Here is a 16,257-nt window from a genome sequence, read left to right on the forward strand (position 1 = left end):
GAAAAATCCTCCCAAACGTTAGATGGACCAGGGCGGAATACTCTAAGACCAAGACTAAATGAACGAACTAGAGGTCCTGTATGATAGAAACAGAAGTACCGAAGAAGAACAAAGCTTCTTTCGAAAAGCTCGTCAAATTGATCCGACAAAGGAGTTATAAGAAGGCTACTGAATATACATATCTAAAGTACAATTTAGACTTTCTTATTTTTGCGGATAAGCCTGCGGAAAAGGTCGTTACGAAGGACATCGAAAGATATATCGATCAACTTCGTAAAAAAAGGGTGTCGGCATCAACGATCCAAATCAATATCAGTTCGCTGAAAATTTTCTTCGAAGAAGTCATGAATATGAATATATTCGAAGAATTTAAAAGACCAGCAAGAGAATATAAAACTCCAAAGGCTTTATTGCCAAAGGAAATTTATAGCCTGTTGGGCTCCGCTAACGGTAACCCTAGATCAAACACGATTTGCGCCCTTGCCTATTTCGGTGCGCTTAGAGTGGGAGAAATCGTAAATCTAAAATGGGATCAAATCGATTTTGGAAAGAAAATCTTGGAAGTGAAATCTTCCGTTCCAAAGCAGGCTAGGACAATCTTGCTCGAAGGTGAACTTCTCAAAATATTAAAAAAATATGAAAAAGAAACCGGAGGAGAAAAGAAAGGGAAATATCTTTTTCCCGGAAAGTATCCGGATAAACCTTTAACCTCCAGAAATATGGAAAGACTCGTGGGAGATCTTTCCACCCAAGCAGGTCTGAAAAACCAAGTGACTCTATTTACGCTAAGACATAGCAGAGCGATTCATCTTTTGGCAGAGGGAAAGCATATAGAAAACGTTAAGGACTTTTTGGGACACCAAAGTCTTGCAAGCACGGAAAGTTATCTTCCGATCCGAAAGAATTTAAGGACTTCGGTTCGAAGAAAGCATATCGAAGACGCCCTAAAGGATATTCGAAAAAAATACAAACTCAACTGACGAGTTACAGACTAGGATAAATTGCGATCGGGGAAATTACCTTTCGCATTTCCTCCTAGCTAATTTACGAAAGTTTTCCAGGTTCCGACTAGTTTTCCCCTTCTGAGCAAATGGATCTCGCCCAATTCTGCCATAACTTTTTCACTTTGGGTCGGTCGATAAAACACATAATCATTTGGAAACAAATCGGTTTTTCTGGATCCGTTCAGAATCCCTTGGTTTGTACTCGTTCCATACAACGAATTGTCCTGCAATCCTCTAGGAGATTCCTTTTTTGCAGAGAAGGCGCCTCCGTAGGTAAAATATGTCAGCTCCTGGTTTGGATCCCAAAGCGGAAACAGAAAAGATATTGATTCCAAAAACGGGATCGTTGTACCTTCCAGCCTCTTTAGGATAGGCGTTGCGATCAAAACCGCAGGCTTGTGCTCTTCTAAACTAGGAACGTCGAAATCCGTGGGTTTTACGAGTGCAGAACCGACTGAGATATCATCCACCGGACCTCCTTGCGACTGATAAAAACGATAGGTCTTGCTTCCACCTCCGTTAAACACAACGTCTCCCGTGAACAATTTAGGAAATTCCTCCTTTCCTAATTTTATAAATTCAGAATATAGAAAAATAGATTTTTTGAGCTCCTCTTCCTGAGCGATTATCTTGTCCCCGAAAATAACCGGAACCGAAGCGATATGTGGTTCGTACCCCATAAACCCTGAAAAACTTAAAGTTTCCGGATTGGCTTGAATCTTTTGTAAGGTACCGGTTACACTTGCTGGATTCGGAAATCCTCCTCTATGCAATCCGATATCTATTTCCAAATTGATTTTCAAAAGCAGCTTTTCCTTTTGTGCAAAGGCTAGATACTCCTCCAGTCTTTCTTGGGTATCAACCAGCCATCTAACCTTTTGGAAACTGTCCTTCAATGTCTTTGAGTAGATATCCGAGATCGCAGATACCGGCATAGGTTTTCCCAATAGAATATCAAAATTTCGAAATTCGGAGTCGTTTAAGAGCATCACGATATCCCCGGAATGGAATACCATCAGTCGAGTACTTCCTGTACTTTTCGTGATATACCTTAGCAGATCCAAAGATGGCAGTGATTTTACTACAACTCTGTATTTTAAAGGTGGAGAGAGTTTTTGCCGTAGAAGAACTAAATTTTCGTCCAATCGGTCCAAATCCAGAAGTACGATCGGCTTCCCCTTTCCATTTGTCTTTAATTCATTGTTTAGATTTCGATAATATTCCTCGTAAGGAGCACCCTTGTCTCCCGGTTTAAGAAAAAGGAAAAGAATTAGCAGGGAAACGAGTAAGATAAGGATCCATTTAATTTTGGAAGCAGGCCGATAAATTCCGATCATTGTAGATTCTCACTCCGGGATTTTAAATTGAGGCAGAGACAGATTGTATTTTACGACGACTACTCGAATCGCAATAATTGCACTCGCGGAAATAACCGTATTCCATTCGCGGTTTATATCTAGGAAATCCAGAAAAATATAAAGAATCGCCCCGGCGATACAAGCGGTCGCATAGATTTCTTTTCGAAAAATCACCGGAATTTCATTGATCAAGGTATCTCGGATGACTCCGCCAAAAACTGCGGAGACCATTCCTAGTATGACCGCCGCAAACGGATTCACTCCATAAGAAAGAGAAATTCTGGTTCCGATGACCGTAAATATTCCAGTCCCAATCGTATCAAATAAAAATAATGTTCTTCGAAACTGAATTAAATATTTTGCAAGCGCGACAGTGAGCAAAAATCCGGCAAGAATCGACCAAAGAACATTGGAGTCTCTTACCCAGGCAACCGGATAGTTTCCTAGGGTAATGTCTCTCAAAGTACCTCCACCGATTGCGGTCAAAAACCCTGTGAAAAATACACTAAACAGATCGTTGTGGTGGGTCTTTTTGTCCGAAGCAGCTAAAGCCCCGGAAATCGCAAAAACCATGATCCCGAAAAGTTCGATTGCGTTCGAAAAAGTCATCCGGATCGTTCTTACTACAGGTTAGTTCTTGGAGTAACTAGCCTGCTTTTTCCTACCCTTTTTGCGGATCGAAGGACCTATCAGAAAATTCAGATTCGGAAAGAAATTCCCGATTTTTGCGAGCAATCCTCTTGATGTAGGAATCATGACTTCGAGAGGCTTCTTCGGAATCACTCTATCAAAAATAATCTTGGATACGGATTCTACTGTTAGAACTTTTCCTCCTGAAAAAGTCATCGAAGCTTCTTCATAATCTTTTTGTAAATCTAGCATTGGAGTTTTGATCGCGTCAGGACATACCACCGAAACAAATACGTTTTGTTCCCGGAGTTCCTGAGCGACAGCAATGGAAAATCCTCTCACCGCGTACTTCGAGGCACTGTAGAGAGAGATTCCAGGAATTGGAGCGATACCGGCTAAGGATGCAATATTGATAATATGACCTCCACCTTGAGGGATCATTCTTGAGGCAGCCTCTCTGGTTCCGTACATCAATCCTTTCGCGTTAATATCGATATGTCTATCTATGTCTTTGGAAGTAACGTTTTGCAGATAACCGGGTAGCAAATATCCCGCTATATTCATTAAGATATCCAATCTGCCCCAGTTTTTATACGCAAGATCCACGACCTTTTTCCATTCGACCGCGGAGGTAACATCCAGCTTGGAAACCAAAACTCTTTTCTTCTCCGCCTTCCACTTGGACGCAAATATCGATAAAGCCTTTTGATTGATGTCCGTGAGAAAAATTTCGTGTCCTTTCGCAAATGCGTCTTCTGCGAGTTTTTTCCCCAAGCCCCCACTTGCGCCAGTAATTAAGATTTTCATGTCGTTTTCCTTTTTCGGAAATCAAATCCTAGTAGAACAGATCCTTAAGGTCGATAGACTTTACCGAATTCTAATTTACCGATGCTGAATGTAGGAGATGTGCCCGGAAAAAGCCAAAATCCGGTCATTTCAGAGGATGGCATGACATTGTAAAATTCGGGATTGCGGGCCGATGGACCTGCGATTTCCTTTTCCATCACCATCGAAATATACTGATCTAATCCGATCTCGAGGGTATTTCCGTTTAAGACCACTTCCATACCTGTAGACTTTGCGAACTTTCTCACTCCCGGAATTCTAGATTTTAAAGGTGCAAAGCTATCCGCCGAAACACCGTTTTCACTAGTCACAAAAAGACCTTCCGGAGTATGAGCGACTAGACTGTGATTCCCGTAAGTGTGTCCCGGAGTTCTTACTAGTGCCACTCCTCCGCCTAGTTCTACATCCGAATCCAAGACCATCACCTGCTCCATTGCAATTCCGCCGGTTCCGTTCGGGCAATACCAGTCAGACTGAGGAGGAATTAAGCCCTGGACAGATTCCCATTCTTCCTTCATCACTAGAAGTTTTGCGTTCGGAAAATATCCGGGCTGGCCATTTGCACCTAACCATTTACGAAGGTCCTGTGTATGGAGGTGATCGTAAGAAATATAGTCCACCTCTGCCGGTGAAATTCCAACATCCGCCAAACAGTCTTCGACGGTATTTTGAATCGGAGCTATGATCTTTTTGCCGATTTCATTAAAAGGTCCATATCCGGTCGCCAACCTTTTGAAAAAAGGAGTTTCTGCGTTTGCGTGCACATCCGACGGGGAGAATAATAAAGTCTTAATTCCTTCCGAAGTTTTATACTGAACAATAAATAGACGATTCATGATATGCATGAACGGAGTCGGAAGACTGAATGCGTTTAACAATCCATATTTTGTTGGATAAGGCACACGGATCAGGTCGTAAGATTTGTAAAAAACGATCTGAGGACCGGAAAGCATGCGCTCTCGAAACCTAACAGCCCTTTTGCGGACATCTGCAAGTCTCTCCAGAGGAGAAGAATGTCTTCTGGAACCTACAAAATCTTTCATCGGTTTAATCGAGTGATCTTTTTTCTTCTGTGGGGAACTGCTTTTAGGTTTGGATGCTTTGGCCATGGAAACGTCTCTTAAAGATAGTTTGCTAGAATTTAGAATCGCTTGTCAACGGAGAAGAATCCTGAGTCTTACGAAAATGCAATCGTAAAGACACAGGACCCGATCACTTTCCTTTTTAGAAAGGTTTGTACATCGCGAAATAGGCTACCAAAGTGCCTAGAGCCGGCAGTACAAACCATAGAATCTTGGAGAATTCAGGCTTTCTATAAAACAAGGTCAAAGATAGACCGAAAACCAACCAGACAGCAATCTTAGCGATGATCCAACCCGGCCAAGGCCAGTGAATTCCCAATCTTGCGAGCATTCCGAAACCGCCCAAAAGTATGCAAAAGAGGCCGATCCCATGTGTGAGTGCGATCAGTTTCCTAGGGGCGTTTTGTCTGGTTCCGCCGTTCATTGTATGTAATGCGATTGCACCAAATGCCAGAAATAGCATCAGTATTCCGAGGACATGTAAAAGTTTATAAATTGTATAAGAAATCATCCGGATAAGAATTTCATTTAGTACCGTGCTCGCAAAGCGAAAAAAAACATTCTCGGCTCGGGGACTTATTTTTCAAACAGATGCTGGACGCCTACCCAATTTCCTAAGGGAGGAGATTCCATGTATTCTTGGCATCGTTTGCGATACAAAATTGGAACGATGTCTTCCGGAAATACTTTGAGAGCCTGTTCAAAGTTTATCAATGCTTCTTTAAAGTTTCCTACTTTGTACAAAATGATTCCGCGCGAAATCAAGGCTAATGTGGAATCTTTCAATTTCTTAATATGCGGCTCATCTGCTTCATAGATTTCGTAGATGATGATCGGTTGGCTCTTACCTTTTACTACAACCGAGTCCACCTCGCGGACGGAGACATGATCTCCGATGGTCATTCTTGATAAGGTATGCTGAGTGATCAGTATATCCGCTTTGTAAAGGCTAGTAAGACTTTCCAATCTAGAAGCCACATTCACTGTATCTCCGATCACCGTTGTATCCAATCTGTCAGAAGAGCCTACAGTTCCGAGCATTAGATTTCCTGTATTAATTCCGATTCCGATCTTGATTCCCTTGAGATGTCCGCCTTTGACTTCCTTTTCTATCTCCCTCACTCTTTTTCTCATCTCGACTGCGGCGAGTACTGCTCTGTCCGCGGCGGACTTCTCTTCCCATCCAGGACCATTTCCCTCTGCGGAGAATAATGCAAGAATTGCATCCCCCATAAACTTATCCACGAACCCCTCATACTTTTGAATCAAGGGTTCCATCCTCGCCAAGTAGCCGTTGATAAATTGGAAGTTTTCCTCCGGGGTCATCTTCTCTGAAATTGTAGTAAAGGAGCGGATGTCCGTGAACAGTACGCTCATTTCTCTTAACGCAGAATCCCCCAGGCTTACATCTACTGCAGAATCCTTGCCTAACACGCTCAAAAATTGGATCGGAACGAAACGGAAAAAAGCGTTTTTCTGTCTGGCGAGCTCCAACTTTTGGTGACTCAGCTCTATGTTCAGATCCTCAGATTGTTTGTAGAGGTCGATGAATCTATTTGCCAAAATCGTAGTTAAGGAAATTACGAATAACAAATATGCAAATTGTGTAAATCGTATCCCCGACTGAAAGAACATGGAATCGATCACGTCGTACACTGCGATGAATATGATGATAAACATGCTGATCGCCATGAGGGATGCGTCTTTCTTGCGAAGGTACACGGACTTTCCGATAAAATACATTAAATAAATAAGTGTAGGCAAAAGTGAAATCTGCCAGATCCGAAGGCTGGTCATCAGATACTTAAAAGGACCCAGAATAGAAAAAAGAAAGATCCCAGTGCACCAAAGAAAAATCACGAGGATAGGAAGGTTCGGCCTCGCGATTCCGTAAAAATAATCGTGCAAAAATAAAAGAAATAGAGGACTCAGCATCGCCACAGAGCCGTATTCCACTCGAGTGATCCACGAAGTATCATGAATCGTATCGAATGCCAAAGAGGAACGAGACAGCGAATAAACAGCCATCATCACGGAAAAGATGCCGAAGTAGAGGTTGTATTTGTCCTTACTTCGCTTGGAAAAAATAAGAAGGTGGTACAAACCGAAAAATACATAAATCGTATTTAGGCAAAGGTTCAGAAGTGTTGCAGGATCCGGAGCAAAACTAGCCTGGACAGAAAGAGAATACTCACCGTCCAAATAAAAACCTAAATCCGGATTTCCGGAAATTCCGCTCGCGGGCGCATCACCTAACAAACGAAATACGAGAAGATTTTCCCCCTTTTTCAAGAGACTAGAATCCACAGGAAGTTTCAGATCTCGGACCGTTCTCCTCGCGATTACGGATTTTTCGTTATCTAAGTAAATTTCCTGCTTTAGAGAGTTTCCGTTTAAAAAAACTTCCCAGTTTTCACCAATGGATGCCAAAAGCAAATGCAACGGTTCGAGGAAAATTTGTGAATTTAGATCCTCGTCCAATTCAAATTTCGTAAAAAGAGTAAACTCTTTGGTGCCTTCTCCGACGGGAACCTGAAAAACTTCGTTTAACACAACAGGGAAGGTAGTAATCTTACGAACCTGAGATTGATTGGGATCAAAGCCTTTCTTATAGTCGTCGCGATACCCTTCGATGGCAAACCAGTTCAGACTTTTTAGATCTATATTCTTCCAGGATCTTCCGTTGGTTTGTTCCTGGCCAAAAATAGATGAGATTATTAAAAAATATGCAATTAGAAATAGGGATAGCTTTTCCGCGGTGAACCCGGTTTTTTGTGTATTCGCCATACGTTTGTGTATCGGACCGATGGAAAATTTAGGTCCGTATTATTTGATGGGGAAAAGAATCATATTTCAAGTTATTTAAATGAATTTTTTCCTTTCCGTCAGTGGGAATTCCAGTACAACTATCCTTAGTCGAAAAGGAGGGAAAATATGTCCGACAATTGGGAGGGCAAAAGATTGCCTGAAGTAAATTTGGAAAGTTCGGAGGGGAAGATGGTTCACCTTCCCAAAGATGGCGAAGGTTCTTGGACTCTACTCTACTTCTATCCAAAAGATGATACTCCTGGTTGCACCAAGCAGGCTTGCTCTTACCGGGATAATCTGGGAGAATTCGAAAAAGCCGGAGCGAAAGTCTTTGGGATCAGTTCAGATTCTCTAGGGAGTCATTCGAATTTCATTTCGAAGTACAATCTCAGCTTCCCTCTTCTTTCCGATCCGGAACACAAGTTGAGCGGAACCTTGGGTGTATACGGCGACCAAGAATGGCAAGGGAGAGTCTTCAAAGGACTATCGAGAGATACTTTTTTGGTAGGCCCTGACGGTGTGATTCAGAAAGTCTGGAGGAAAGTGGATCCGACAAAAACGGTATCTGAAACGTTAGATGCGATCCTGAAGGCGGTCAAAGCCTAAGCGTGAGCGTAAAGATACACTTAGAAACTTACCAACCTCATCTACACTATCTACGGGTGGAAATGGAAGTCCATCCCAAAAAGAAGGAAACCTATCTCAGCATCCCTACCTGGTCCCCTGGTTCCTATAAAATCAGGGATTATGCGAAATCCATTCACAAAATACGATTAGAAAACGCTAAATCGGATCATACAATTGAGCAGGTCGATTTGGATACTTGGAAAGTAAACTCCAAAGGAGAAACTTTCAAGATTTCTTATATAGTACACGGATTCGAACATACTGTAAGAACGAATTATTTTACTTCCGAATTGATTCTACTTCATCCACCTGCTACGTTCCTATACCCCAAGGAAATGCCGGACACAAAATGGGAAGTCACCTGGAGAAGTTTGTCTCCTTTTAAATATTGTTACACAGGATTAGAAAAAAAGGAAGGCTCCAAATTAGCTTGGTTGGCAAAGTCCACCGATGAGTTATTCGATTGTCCAATTCTCTTAACAAATGAAAAAGCACTACATTTTGATGTCGTGGATTGCAAATTCGAGTTCGTGGTCTTGGGGGAAGTCTCAAGTCAGGATAAGCAAAGAATTCTAAAAGATTTACAGCAAGTAGTCTCAAAACAAATCTCTTTGATGAAGGGGACTCAGAATAAAAGGTATTTATTCGTACTGGACATGAGTGACAATTCCTACGGTGGATTGGAACACATGAATTCCAGTATTAACCAATTCGATCCTCTAGGGATGTCAAGCCCGGAGAATTACAGAAACCTAATTGAGCTGCTTTCCCATGAATATTTCCATCACTGGAATGTGAAACGAATTCGACCGATTGCGCTTGGGCCGTTCGACTATCAAAAACCGAATTTGACCAAAGAACTCTGGATCGCGGAAGGGATTACCAGCTTTTTCGACGCATACTTTATGCTTCTATCCGGGATTTATACTCCGCAACAATACATTCACAAATTATGGAAAGATATTACGGAGTTAGAGGATTCCGAAGGTGAATCCTGGATGAGTCTTGAGGAGTCCAGTTTTACCGCTTGGACCAAATATTACAATCGCCCGAACGATCCAAATTTTCAGAACACCGGGATCTCTTATTATACCAAAGGGGCGATCCTATCCCTCTGTATGCATTTGCACATCTTGGCAGAAACCAAAGGAGCCAAATCGATGTTAGATGTAATGACAGAGTTGCACGACTTCTATTATCTGAAAAAGAAAAGGGGGTTTACTAAAGCAGAATTCTACCAATGCGCAAAGAAGGCCACCTCAGTCGATCTTAAGCAGGAATTCGATACATATATTACGAATTCCAAGAAGATTCCATTCGAAAGATACTTATCTCTTATTGGGATAGAAAGATCCGCTTCTTCGCCCTCTCTAGAACCAGGTTTTAGAGTGAAAGAGGAAAAAGGAAGATTAGTTTTGCATAAAGTAAACTTTTCAAAAGCAATCCGTGATTCGGACCTAAGCGTAGGAGATGAATGGATTGCAATTGACGGCACAAGAGTTTTGCCGGGAAATTTCAAAGATATATTAAAGAAATATAAACCTGGGCAGAAAGTGAATTTGCTGATTTCGAGACGAGGAACAATCGGCAAAAGAAAACTCAAAATGGACAAAAAACCGTCTTCGTGCGAACTCTGGATCAATGATAAGTCAGACGAAAAAAGGACAAAACTCAGAGAAACCTTTCTAAAACTTTCCGAGCCGGAAAAGCAGCCTAAAAGATAGAATGAACATTCTTCGCGAGTTGATTTGCATTTGCAGCGAATCCTTTTAGATAGCGGTGATGCCTCCGTCTATCGTCCAGTTTGCTCCATTGACATAGTCGGCAGCTTCGGTTAACAAAAATCGAACGACTCTCGCGACTTCTATCGGGTCCGCAATTTTTTTGGAAGGAGTCATCTCTATAATTCTGTTTCTGTGATCATTCACTTGATCCTCTTGGATTCCCATTTTGGTCTCCATGTATCCGGGGCTAACTGCGTTACTCGTGATCCCAAATTCTCCCCATTCTGCTGCGATCGATTTTACGAAACCGATCAAACCGTGTTTGGAAGAGGAGTACGCGACTGAATGTGCACTGCCTTTTAGTGCGAGAGAAGAAGCGAGGTATACAAGCCTTCCAAATTTCTGGGAAGAGAATCCGGGCAGGATCGCTTTCGTAATCTGGAACGCGGATCGCAAGTTGGTAGAAAAGATCGCATCCCATTCTTCTACAGAGACCTCAGTGATTGCATGATATGGCCCTCCGTATCCGGCAGCATGCACATATCCTACTAAGTGTTTCGGCACTCTTGCAATTGAAGCTGTGACAGGAAAAAATTCTTTTCTTAGGTTTTCACAAGCAGTTTCTATTTGGAATATAGAAGTTAAGTCTAGCTCTAAAAAGATTTCATTCTTTACTTTTTCTGCCGGAGGTACTTTGTCCCAATTCATCACCGAAAATCCTTCGGAACAAAGCAGAGAAATTAATGATCTACCAAAGCCCCCGCTACCGCCTGTAACTAAAATGAAAGAATGATTTGGATCGAATCGATTGGGTTTAGGCTCGATAATTTGCATCTCAGTTTTTGATCATCTAATCCGAACGCGATTAGGATTTCCTAATCGACAGAGTTGAGCCTGACAATTTCTGTGTTTGGTATGGAACAATCACTCGAAAGGGTCAACAATATTCTGGAAGCCCTTCCCTATATAACCAAGTACTCCGGAAAAACCGTAATTATCAAGTACGGCGGTGCTGCTATGGCAAAGGCAGATTTAAAGGAATCTTTTGCCAAGGATATAGTTCTATTAAAATATGTGGGAATTCATCCAGTGATTGTGCATGGAGGCGGTCCAGAGATTAATCAGCTTTTGAACACTCTGAAAATTCCGACTGAATTCGTACACGGCCACCGAGTTACAAATAGCGAAAGTATGGAAGTCGTAGAGATGGTATTAACAGGAAAAGTTAATAAACAAATCGTATCTATGATTAACCGACAAGGCGGAAATGCTGTTGGACTTTCCGGAAAAGACGGGAATCTTGCGATCGCATCCAAGACAAAGATTTCGGTAGAGATAGAGGGCAAACCTCCGGAATTGGTAGATGTTGGCCTGGTCGGAAAAATTGATCGAATCGATCCGACTGTGATCCTTTCTTTACAGGAAAAAGGTTTTATTCCGGTAATTTCACCTGTGGCAGAATCCGGAGAAGGATCTTCTTTGAACATCAATGCAGATACATTTGCGGGAGAACTCGCAGGTGCTCTCAAGGCTGAAAAGTTAATTCTTTTAACAGATACCGAAGGAATTTTGATCGACGGAAAGTTAGTTACCGGATTGAATCGTGCTCTCGTAAAAGATTACATACGTTCCGGCAAAATCACTGGCGGAATGATTCCGAAAGTAGAATGTTGCATTTCCGCGATAGACCAAGGTGTGCGCCGCACCCATATTATCGACGGAAGAGTTCCTCATTCAATTCTAATAGAAGTTTTTACTGATCAGGGGATAGGGTCGCTCATTGAATAATACCGAATCAGAAAGTCGGCCTGAATCTCCTTGACAATCTCTTGCTCTAAGGGTGGAATGAGCGTACCTTCCCTCAAAAAAGAAACGAAACCATTCACATGAGTTTTAAGCAGCTCTCCCTCGCCTTGATTTCGGATATTACCGCCCGGATCAACTCCACCGACGATTTGGAGGAGCTCCTCGGAATTATAATAGAAACTACAAAAGATGTTTTGAATACGGAAGGGTGTTCCCTTTTGTTATACGACAAAGAAGAAGACTGTCTTGTTTTCCAGATTGCAAAGGGTGACAAAGGCGAGTCGCTCGCCGAATTAAAAGTACCGCGTGGTAAAGGAATCGCAGGGATCGTTCTAGAAAGCTTGGAACCGGTCATTGTTAACGATGCCCAAAATGATCCTAGAATTTATAGAAACATTGATCAGGCGGTCGGCTTTACGACACGGAATTTGATCTGTGTTCCGATGAAAGCACAAGGCGAAATCCAGGGAGTTTTAGAGGCTGTCAATTCGCAGGAGCGCCCCGAATTCTCCATAAAAGATATTAAGATATTAGAATATCTTTCGGATCTAGCAGCTATCGCGATCCGGAATAGAAGACTCATTCAGCAGCTGAAAGACAGAGCCAGAGAATTGGACTGTTTGTACCAGATTAGCCAAGCAATCAGTAATATCAGTGAGATGGACCAGTTCTTAAACCTGACAGTTCACTCATTGTCAGATGTGCTAAATGCAGAGAGGGTCTCTCTGATCTTTCAAAATCCTAGAAGCAACAGTTTCGAACTCTCTAAATCTGTCGGATTCGGAATCGAAGAAGAATCTCAACTAGTAGATGAAACCCAAGGAATATTAAATAAGATCCTTTCCGAAGGAAAGCCGCTCTTAGTACAAGGCCAGAATGATATCTCGCCGGAACTACTGAACCCTGCAAGATACAAAACCAAGTCGTTCGTTTCCGTACCTATCCGACAAAACGGGAAAATTATAGGAATCCTAAACGCAGCAGATAAGGAAAGCGGAGAAAGTTTCTCTGTCCAAGATCTTTCGATTTTGAGTACGATTTCCAATCAAATTGCGGAAGCTTACAATTCTTTGTTGGTAAAAGACCAAAAAGAAAAATTAACCTCTATTCGAAGAGATATGCAAATCGCTTCGCAAATCCAGCTGAACTCACTCCCGAGCATTCCGAAAAAAATGCACCTCTTGGAGATCGAGACCTCCTACACAGCTTCCAAGGAAATCGGCGGAGATTTTTACGACCTAGTCTACCATAATCCAGATGAAATTAGCGTACTCATCGCGGACGTTTCCGGTAAAGGAATTGCGGCGGCTTTGTTTATGGAGTTTTCCAAGACGATCATTGCAGGAGAGGTCTCCAGGAATTCTTCCACTAGCATTAGTTTGATGAGCGCAAACAGAATTATTCAGGAAAAATCCGGATATTTCATGTTTGTGACTGTGATGCTGATAAGAATTAATATGCTCAAGAAAAGAATTCGATTCTCTAGCGCGGGGCATAACGATCAAATATTATACCGCGCCAAAGAGAAGAAGGTCGTTTTTCTCGCTACCAAGGGAATGCCCCTAGGTATTAAAGAATCAGAAATTGAAGAGCAAGAGGTGGATTATCAGCCTGGTGACTTGCTCATTTTGTATACAGACGGTGTGAGCGAAACCACAAACAAAGACGGGGAAATGTACGGGTTAGAAAATCTAGCAAAGCTGATTGAAAGAAATGGAGACATGCCCGTGGAAAATCTCAAAGATCTGATTCTAGACACGACCGATGCATTTCGAGGTGAAATGGATCCTCACGATGATTATACATTGTTGCTGGTAAGGTTGAACTAGGTGTCGAAGTTACGACACTTTTCCCTCTTGTCGTAACTTCGACAGATTAGCTCTCAGAAGAAATCATCCTAGAAGGTTGTCCTGTCGATGTAAGAAGTGTTCTCCAAAGAGTACTTCTATCCGGCTGTAAGACCTTTCGTTCCTTAATTGCTAGATCAATTGGCAGATGGGTAAAAACATTATTCCACATTCCCACGACCATATCTGTTTTTCCAGACATTGCCGCATGAACAGCATTTTGCGCGAGAAACTCACAGAACACTGAATCTTCAGGATTTGCTGGAACTGATCGAATAATGTAGCTCGGATCAATATATTTTAGATTTATTGCAATATTCTCCTTCTTAAAATAATCCGAGATTTTTTCTTTTAGGAAAACTCCGATATCTCCAAGTTTTAGATTTCCGGAGGTATCTCTTTCCTCATTTTTCCCGAAAAATTTTTGACCAGCTCCTTCAGCGACTATAATCACAGCATGTTGCCTTCTTAGGATTCTTTCCTTCAAAATTTCTAGAAAAGCTCCTTTGCCATAAAGATCAAAATCTACTTCTGGTATCAGACAAAAGTTTACATTCCGGGAAGCTAAAGCCGCATTTACGGCAATAAATCCAGAATGTCTGCCCATCAACTTCACAACTCCGATTCCATTCGGAGCTCCTTTAGATTCTACATGCGCACATTCGACAGATTCCATGGCTTTGGAAAATGCTGTGGAAAAGCCGAATGACTTTTGAACGTAATTGATATCGTTATCTATAGTTTTCGGGACTCCTATAATGGAAATTTCCTCTCTTCTTTTTTCTATCTCCTTAACAATTTCCTTTGCTCCTCTTAGCGTTCCATCTCCACCAATACAAAATAACATTTTTACGCCGTACAGTGAAAGGGTATCGACCATATCGATCGCATCTTGATTTCCCCTAGAAGAAGCGAGAATGGTGCCGCCGTCTGCTCCGATGTGAGCTACATTTTCCGGCGTTAGTTCGATTGGGCGATGAGCGTATTTTTTTACTAAACCCTGAAAACCGTAGGGAAAGCCTAGGATGCGCCGAACCCCATACCTGTAAGTTAGTTCCATTACAATCCCACGAATGACGTCGTTGATTCCAGGGCATAGTCCTCCACAAGTTACAATTCCTGCAGTAACTTCAGAAGGCGGAAAAAATATCTTCTTTCGAGGTCCTGCCTGTTCGAAGAAGGCGACCCCTCCTTCGGAATATTTTTTCCAGTCCTCTTCACTATCAAAGACAGTCTTAAAAATAGCTCTTGAATCCTCAGCCGTGTAATAATCATACCCTGCAGGACTTTCTATTTTAGGAGTTCCAAAGTTTTTGATCTTAGTTTCCATTTTTTACCAATTTATAAGACTATTGAATTTTTTTTATTTTTGAAACAAACTCTCGATTTTTCATTGGCAAGTAGGACTACCTGGCGCTATATAAATAGTAGAGATTTTCAGTTTGGAAAAATTTCAGGAATCTACAAGAATGAGTGATCCGAAGAAAATCCCGCACAAATATTCCGCTATATCCCGCGCTTTACAATTAATAATCGGATCATTAGCCGGATTAACTCTTAGCTTCTCCATCCTGTATGCAGAAACCGGGCCGACCCATTTCTGGACTTCCTTTGGGTTTCTTTCAACCAAGGATACAAATTCAAGCGCATCTGATCCTAACGAATATGCGGCATTAGAACGAGAATCTGTGCGGTTTTTTTCAGCCCAAATGATTCAGAGGCCTTTCGAAACTAAATTCTTCTCTCACCTTCTAAAGAATGAAAATGAGCTGTGGCAGAATATTCCCGGCTTGCAAACAGAACTTCCGCGCCCTCCAAAACTTTTTTTACCTCGAAGAGAGTTTTTTGCCCTCTACCCTTCTTTGGGAAAAGAGGAAATTTTCCTTGTGGCTCTTTCGGTAATTCAGCCGAAGCAGGTAGACTCTAGGGCTTATGTCGGAGCTTCGACGGAAAAGCGCGCATTTGATTCTCTTACCGATTTTCGGAGCGCAAACACGTCCTTACCCGGAGTAAACGCAAACCTTTCAAGAGGTTTCGATAACCAAGGAAACAATCTACTTCTGGGATTCATGGCCAAAAGAGCAGGGTTTCAGATGGGTTTAGGAATGAGAATGGTAGGAAACGGCGCGGGACTGGCAGTTCCAGAATCGGCCAAATCTTCAATCGGATTCAGCTATTCCCTTTTTCCAGGTTCAACACAACAGAACAGATTTGATTTCTTTCTGCAACTCTCTGGAGTCAAAAGATTCCAAGACCGCTCACTCGTTGCAGTGGAGGCACCGCCTGCATTTAGAGGCTGGCACCAAGGCTATGAATATTACGTAAATCCCGGATTTTCAGTTTCCACTAGAAATTTAAGTTTCGAAGGTTTAGTTCGCGTTCCACTCCACCAGCCCTTTCCAACTACGGATGGACTCTGGACTCCAGAAATCCAAGGATTGTTAGGGATCAAATACAGTTTTTCCGAAAGCTCGCCAAACCTACCTAAGTAAGTCCTTCAGTCTTTTTCCCGGAATTTCAGTTTA

At 42.1% G+C, this 16,257-nt stretch carries 14 protein-coding genes; 6 read left to right on the forward strand and 8 right to left on the reverse strand.

Features of this window, described 5'->3' with window-relative positions; all coding sequences use genetic code 11:
• Positions 1-80: 80 nt before the first annotated feature.
• Complete coding sequence (locus tag CH373_RS06965; RefSeq protein WP_100712675.1) at positions 81-980, forward strand: tyrosine-type recombinase/integrase; 900 nt, start codon at positions 81-83, stop codon at positions 978-980.
• Positions 981-1,039: 59 nt separating this feature from the next.
• Here the strand turns inward: CH373_RS06965 and CH373_RS06970 are convergent, their stop codons facing one another.
• From CH373_RS06970 to CH373_RS06995, 6 genes are all read right to left on the reverse strand, one after another.
• On the reverse strand, positions 1,040-2,332 hold the full coding sequence (locus tag CH373_RS06970; protein WP_423789755.1) for an alanine racemase: 1,293 nt from the start codon (positions 2,330-2,332) through the stop codon (positions 1,040-1,042).
• 18 nt (positions 2,333-2,350) lie between these two features.
• Complete coding sequence (locus CH373_RS06975; RefSeq protein WP_100712677.1) at positions 2,351-2,971, reverse strand: trimeric intracellular cation channel family protein; 621 nt, start codon at positions 2,969-2,971, stop codon at positions 2,351-2,353.
• Between the two features lie 21 nt (positions 2,972-2,992).
• On the reverse strand, positions 2,993-3,799 hold the full coding sequence (locus CH373_RS06980) for an SDR family oxidoreductase (RefSeq protein WP_100712678.1): 807 nt from the start codon (positions 3,797-3,799) through the stop codon (positions 2,993-2,995).
• A gap of 44 nt (positions 3,800-3,843) precedes the next feature.
• Positions 3,844-4,947, reverse strand: coding sequence for an MBL fold metallo-hydrolase (locus CH373_RS06985; RefSeq protein WP_100712679.1), 1,104 nt, complete (start codon positions 4,945-4,947; stop codon positions 3,844-3,846).
• Between the two features lie 115 nt (positions 4,948-5,062).
• Entirely contained in the window at positions 5,063-5,431 is a 369-nt protein-coding gene (locus CH373_RS06990) for a hypothetical protein (RefSeq protein ID WP_100712680.1), read from the reverse strand.
• Positions 5,432-5,496: 65 nt separating this feature from the next.
• Complete coding sequence (locus tag CH373_RS06995; protein ID WP_100712681.1) at positions 5,497-7,707, reverse strand: adenylate/guanylate cyclase domain-containing protein; 2,211 nt, start codon at positions 7,705-7,707, stop codon at positions 5,497-5,499.
• 147 nt (positions 7,708-7,854) lie between these two features.
• Here CH373_RS06995 and CH373_RS07000 point away from each other — a divergent pair, with 147 nt between their 5' ends.
• The gene (locus CH373_RS07000) at positions 7,855-8,334 is read left to right on the forward strand and encodes a peroxiredoxin (RefSeq protein ID WP_100712682.1); all 480 of its coding nucleotides are present in this window, start codon (positions 7,855-7,857) and stop codon (positions 8,332-8,334) included.
• A gap of 2 nt (positions 8,335-8,336) precedes the next feature.
• The gene (locus CH373_RS07005) at positions 8,337-10,079 is read left to right on the forward strand and encodes a M61 family metallopeptidase (RefSeq protein WP_165778791.1); all 1,743 of its coding nucleotides are present in this window, start codon (positions 8,337-8,339) and stop codon (positions 10,077-10,079) included.
• 45 nt (positions 10,080-10,124) lie between these two features.
• Here the strand turns inward: CH373_RS07005 and CH373_RS07010 are convergent, their stop codons facing one another.
• Positions 10,125-10,913, reverse strand: coding sequence for an SDR family NAD(P)-dependent oxidoreductase (locus CH373_RS07010; protein WP_100712683.1), 789 nt, complete (start codon positions 10,911-10,913; stop codon positions 10,125-10,127).
• Between the two features lie 81 nt (positions 10,914-10,994).
• Here CH373_RS07010 and argB point away from each other — a divergent pair, with 81 nt between their 5' ends.
• Both argB and CH373_RS07020 read left to right on the forward strand, forming a co-directional pair.
• Positions 10,995-11,867: an acetylglutamate kinase gene (argB, locus tag CH373_RS07015; RefSeq protein ID WP_100712684.1), complete on the forward strand. Its 873-nt coding sequence runs from the start codon at positions 10,995-10,997 to the stop codon at positions 11,865-11,867.
• A 98-nt stretch (positions 11,868-11,965) separates the two neighbouring features.
• Complete coding sequence (locus CH373_RS07020) at positions 11,966-13,714, forward strand: SpoIIE family protein phosphatase (RefSeq protein ID WP_100712685.1); 1,749 nt, start codon at positions 11,966-11,968, stop codon at positions 13,712-13,714.
• Between the two features lie 46 nt (positions 13,715-13,760).
• Here the strand turns inward: CH373_RS07020 and CH373_RS07025 are convergent, their stop codons facing one another.
• Positions 13,761-15,062, reverse strand: a complete 1,302-nt coding sequence (locus CH373_RS07025; protein ID WP_100712686.1) for an ATP-dependent 6-phosphofructokinase — start codon at positions 15,060-15,062, stop codon at positions 13,761-13,763.
• A 139-nt stretch (positions 15,063-15,201) separates the two neighbouring features.
• Here CH373_RS07025 and CH373_RS18935 point away from each other — a divergent pair, with 139 nt between their 5' ends.
• Entirely contained in the window at positions 15,202-16,224 is a 1,023-nt protein-coding gene (locus CH373_RS18935) for an LIC_20087 family outer membrane protein (RefSeq protein ID WP_100712930.1), read from the forward strand.
• Positions 16,225-16,257: the final 33 nt, after the last annotated feature.

The sequence above is a fragment of the Leptospira perolatii genome (assembly GCF_002811875.1).
Classification (GTDB): domain Bacteria; phylum Spirochaetota; class Leptospiria; order Leptospirales; family Leptospiraceae; genus Leptospira_B; species Leptospira_B perolatii.

Bases quoted from the DNA above. Each gene is read 5' to 3' on its own strand.
- CH373_RS06965 (WP_100712675.1), top strand. From the start codon at position 81: ATGATAGAAACAGAAGTACCGAAGAAGAACAAAGCTTCTTTCGAAAAG.
- CH373_RS06975 (WP_100712677.1), bottom strand. From the start codon at position 2,971: ATGACTTTTTCGAACGCAATCGAACTTTTCGGGATCATGGTTTTTGCG.
- CH373_RS06980 (WP_100712678.1), bottom strand. From the start codon at position 3,799: ATGAAAATCTTAATTACTGGCGCAAGTGGGGGCTTGGGGAAAAAACTC.
- CH373_RS06985 (WP_100712679.1), bottom strand. From the start codon at position 4,947: ATGGCCAAAGCATCCAAACCTAAAAGCAGTTCCCCACAGAAGAAAAAA.
- CH373_RS06990 (WP_100712680.1), bottom strand. From the start codon at position 5,431: ATGATTTCTTATACAATTTATAAACTTTTACATGTCCTCGGAATACTG.
- CH373_RS06995 (WP_100712681.1), bottom strand. From the start codon at position 7,707: ATGGCGAATACACAAAAAACCGGGTTCACCGCGGAAAAGCTATCCCTA.
- CH373_RS07000 (WP_100712682.1), top strand. From the start codon at position 7,855: ATGTCCGACAATTGGGAGGGCAAAAGATTGCCTGAAGTAAATTTGGAA.
- CH373_RS07010 (WP_100712683.1), bottom strand. From the start codon at position 10,913: ATGCAAATTATCGAGCCTAAACCCAATCGATTCGATCCAAATCATTCT.
- argB (WP_100712684.1), top strand. From the start codon at position 10,995: ATGGAACAATCACTCGAAAGGGTCAACAATATTCTGGAAGCCCTTCCC.
- CH373_RS07020 (WP_100712685.1), top strand. From the start codon at position 11,966: ATGAGTTTTAAGCAGCTCTCCCTCGCCTTGATTTCGGATATTACCGCC.
- CH373_RS07025 (WP_100712686.1), bottom strand. From the start codon at position 15,062: ATGGAAACTAAGATCAAAAACTTTGGAACTCCTAAAATAGAAAGTCCT.
- CH373_RS18935 (WP_100712930.1), top strand. From the start codon at position 15,202: ATGAGTGATCCGAAGAAAATCCCGCACAAATATTCCGCTATATCCCGC.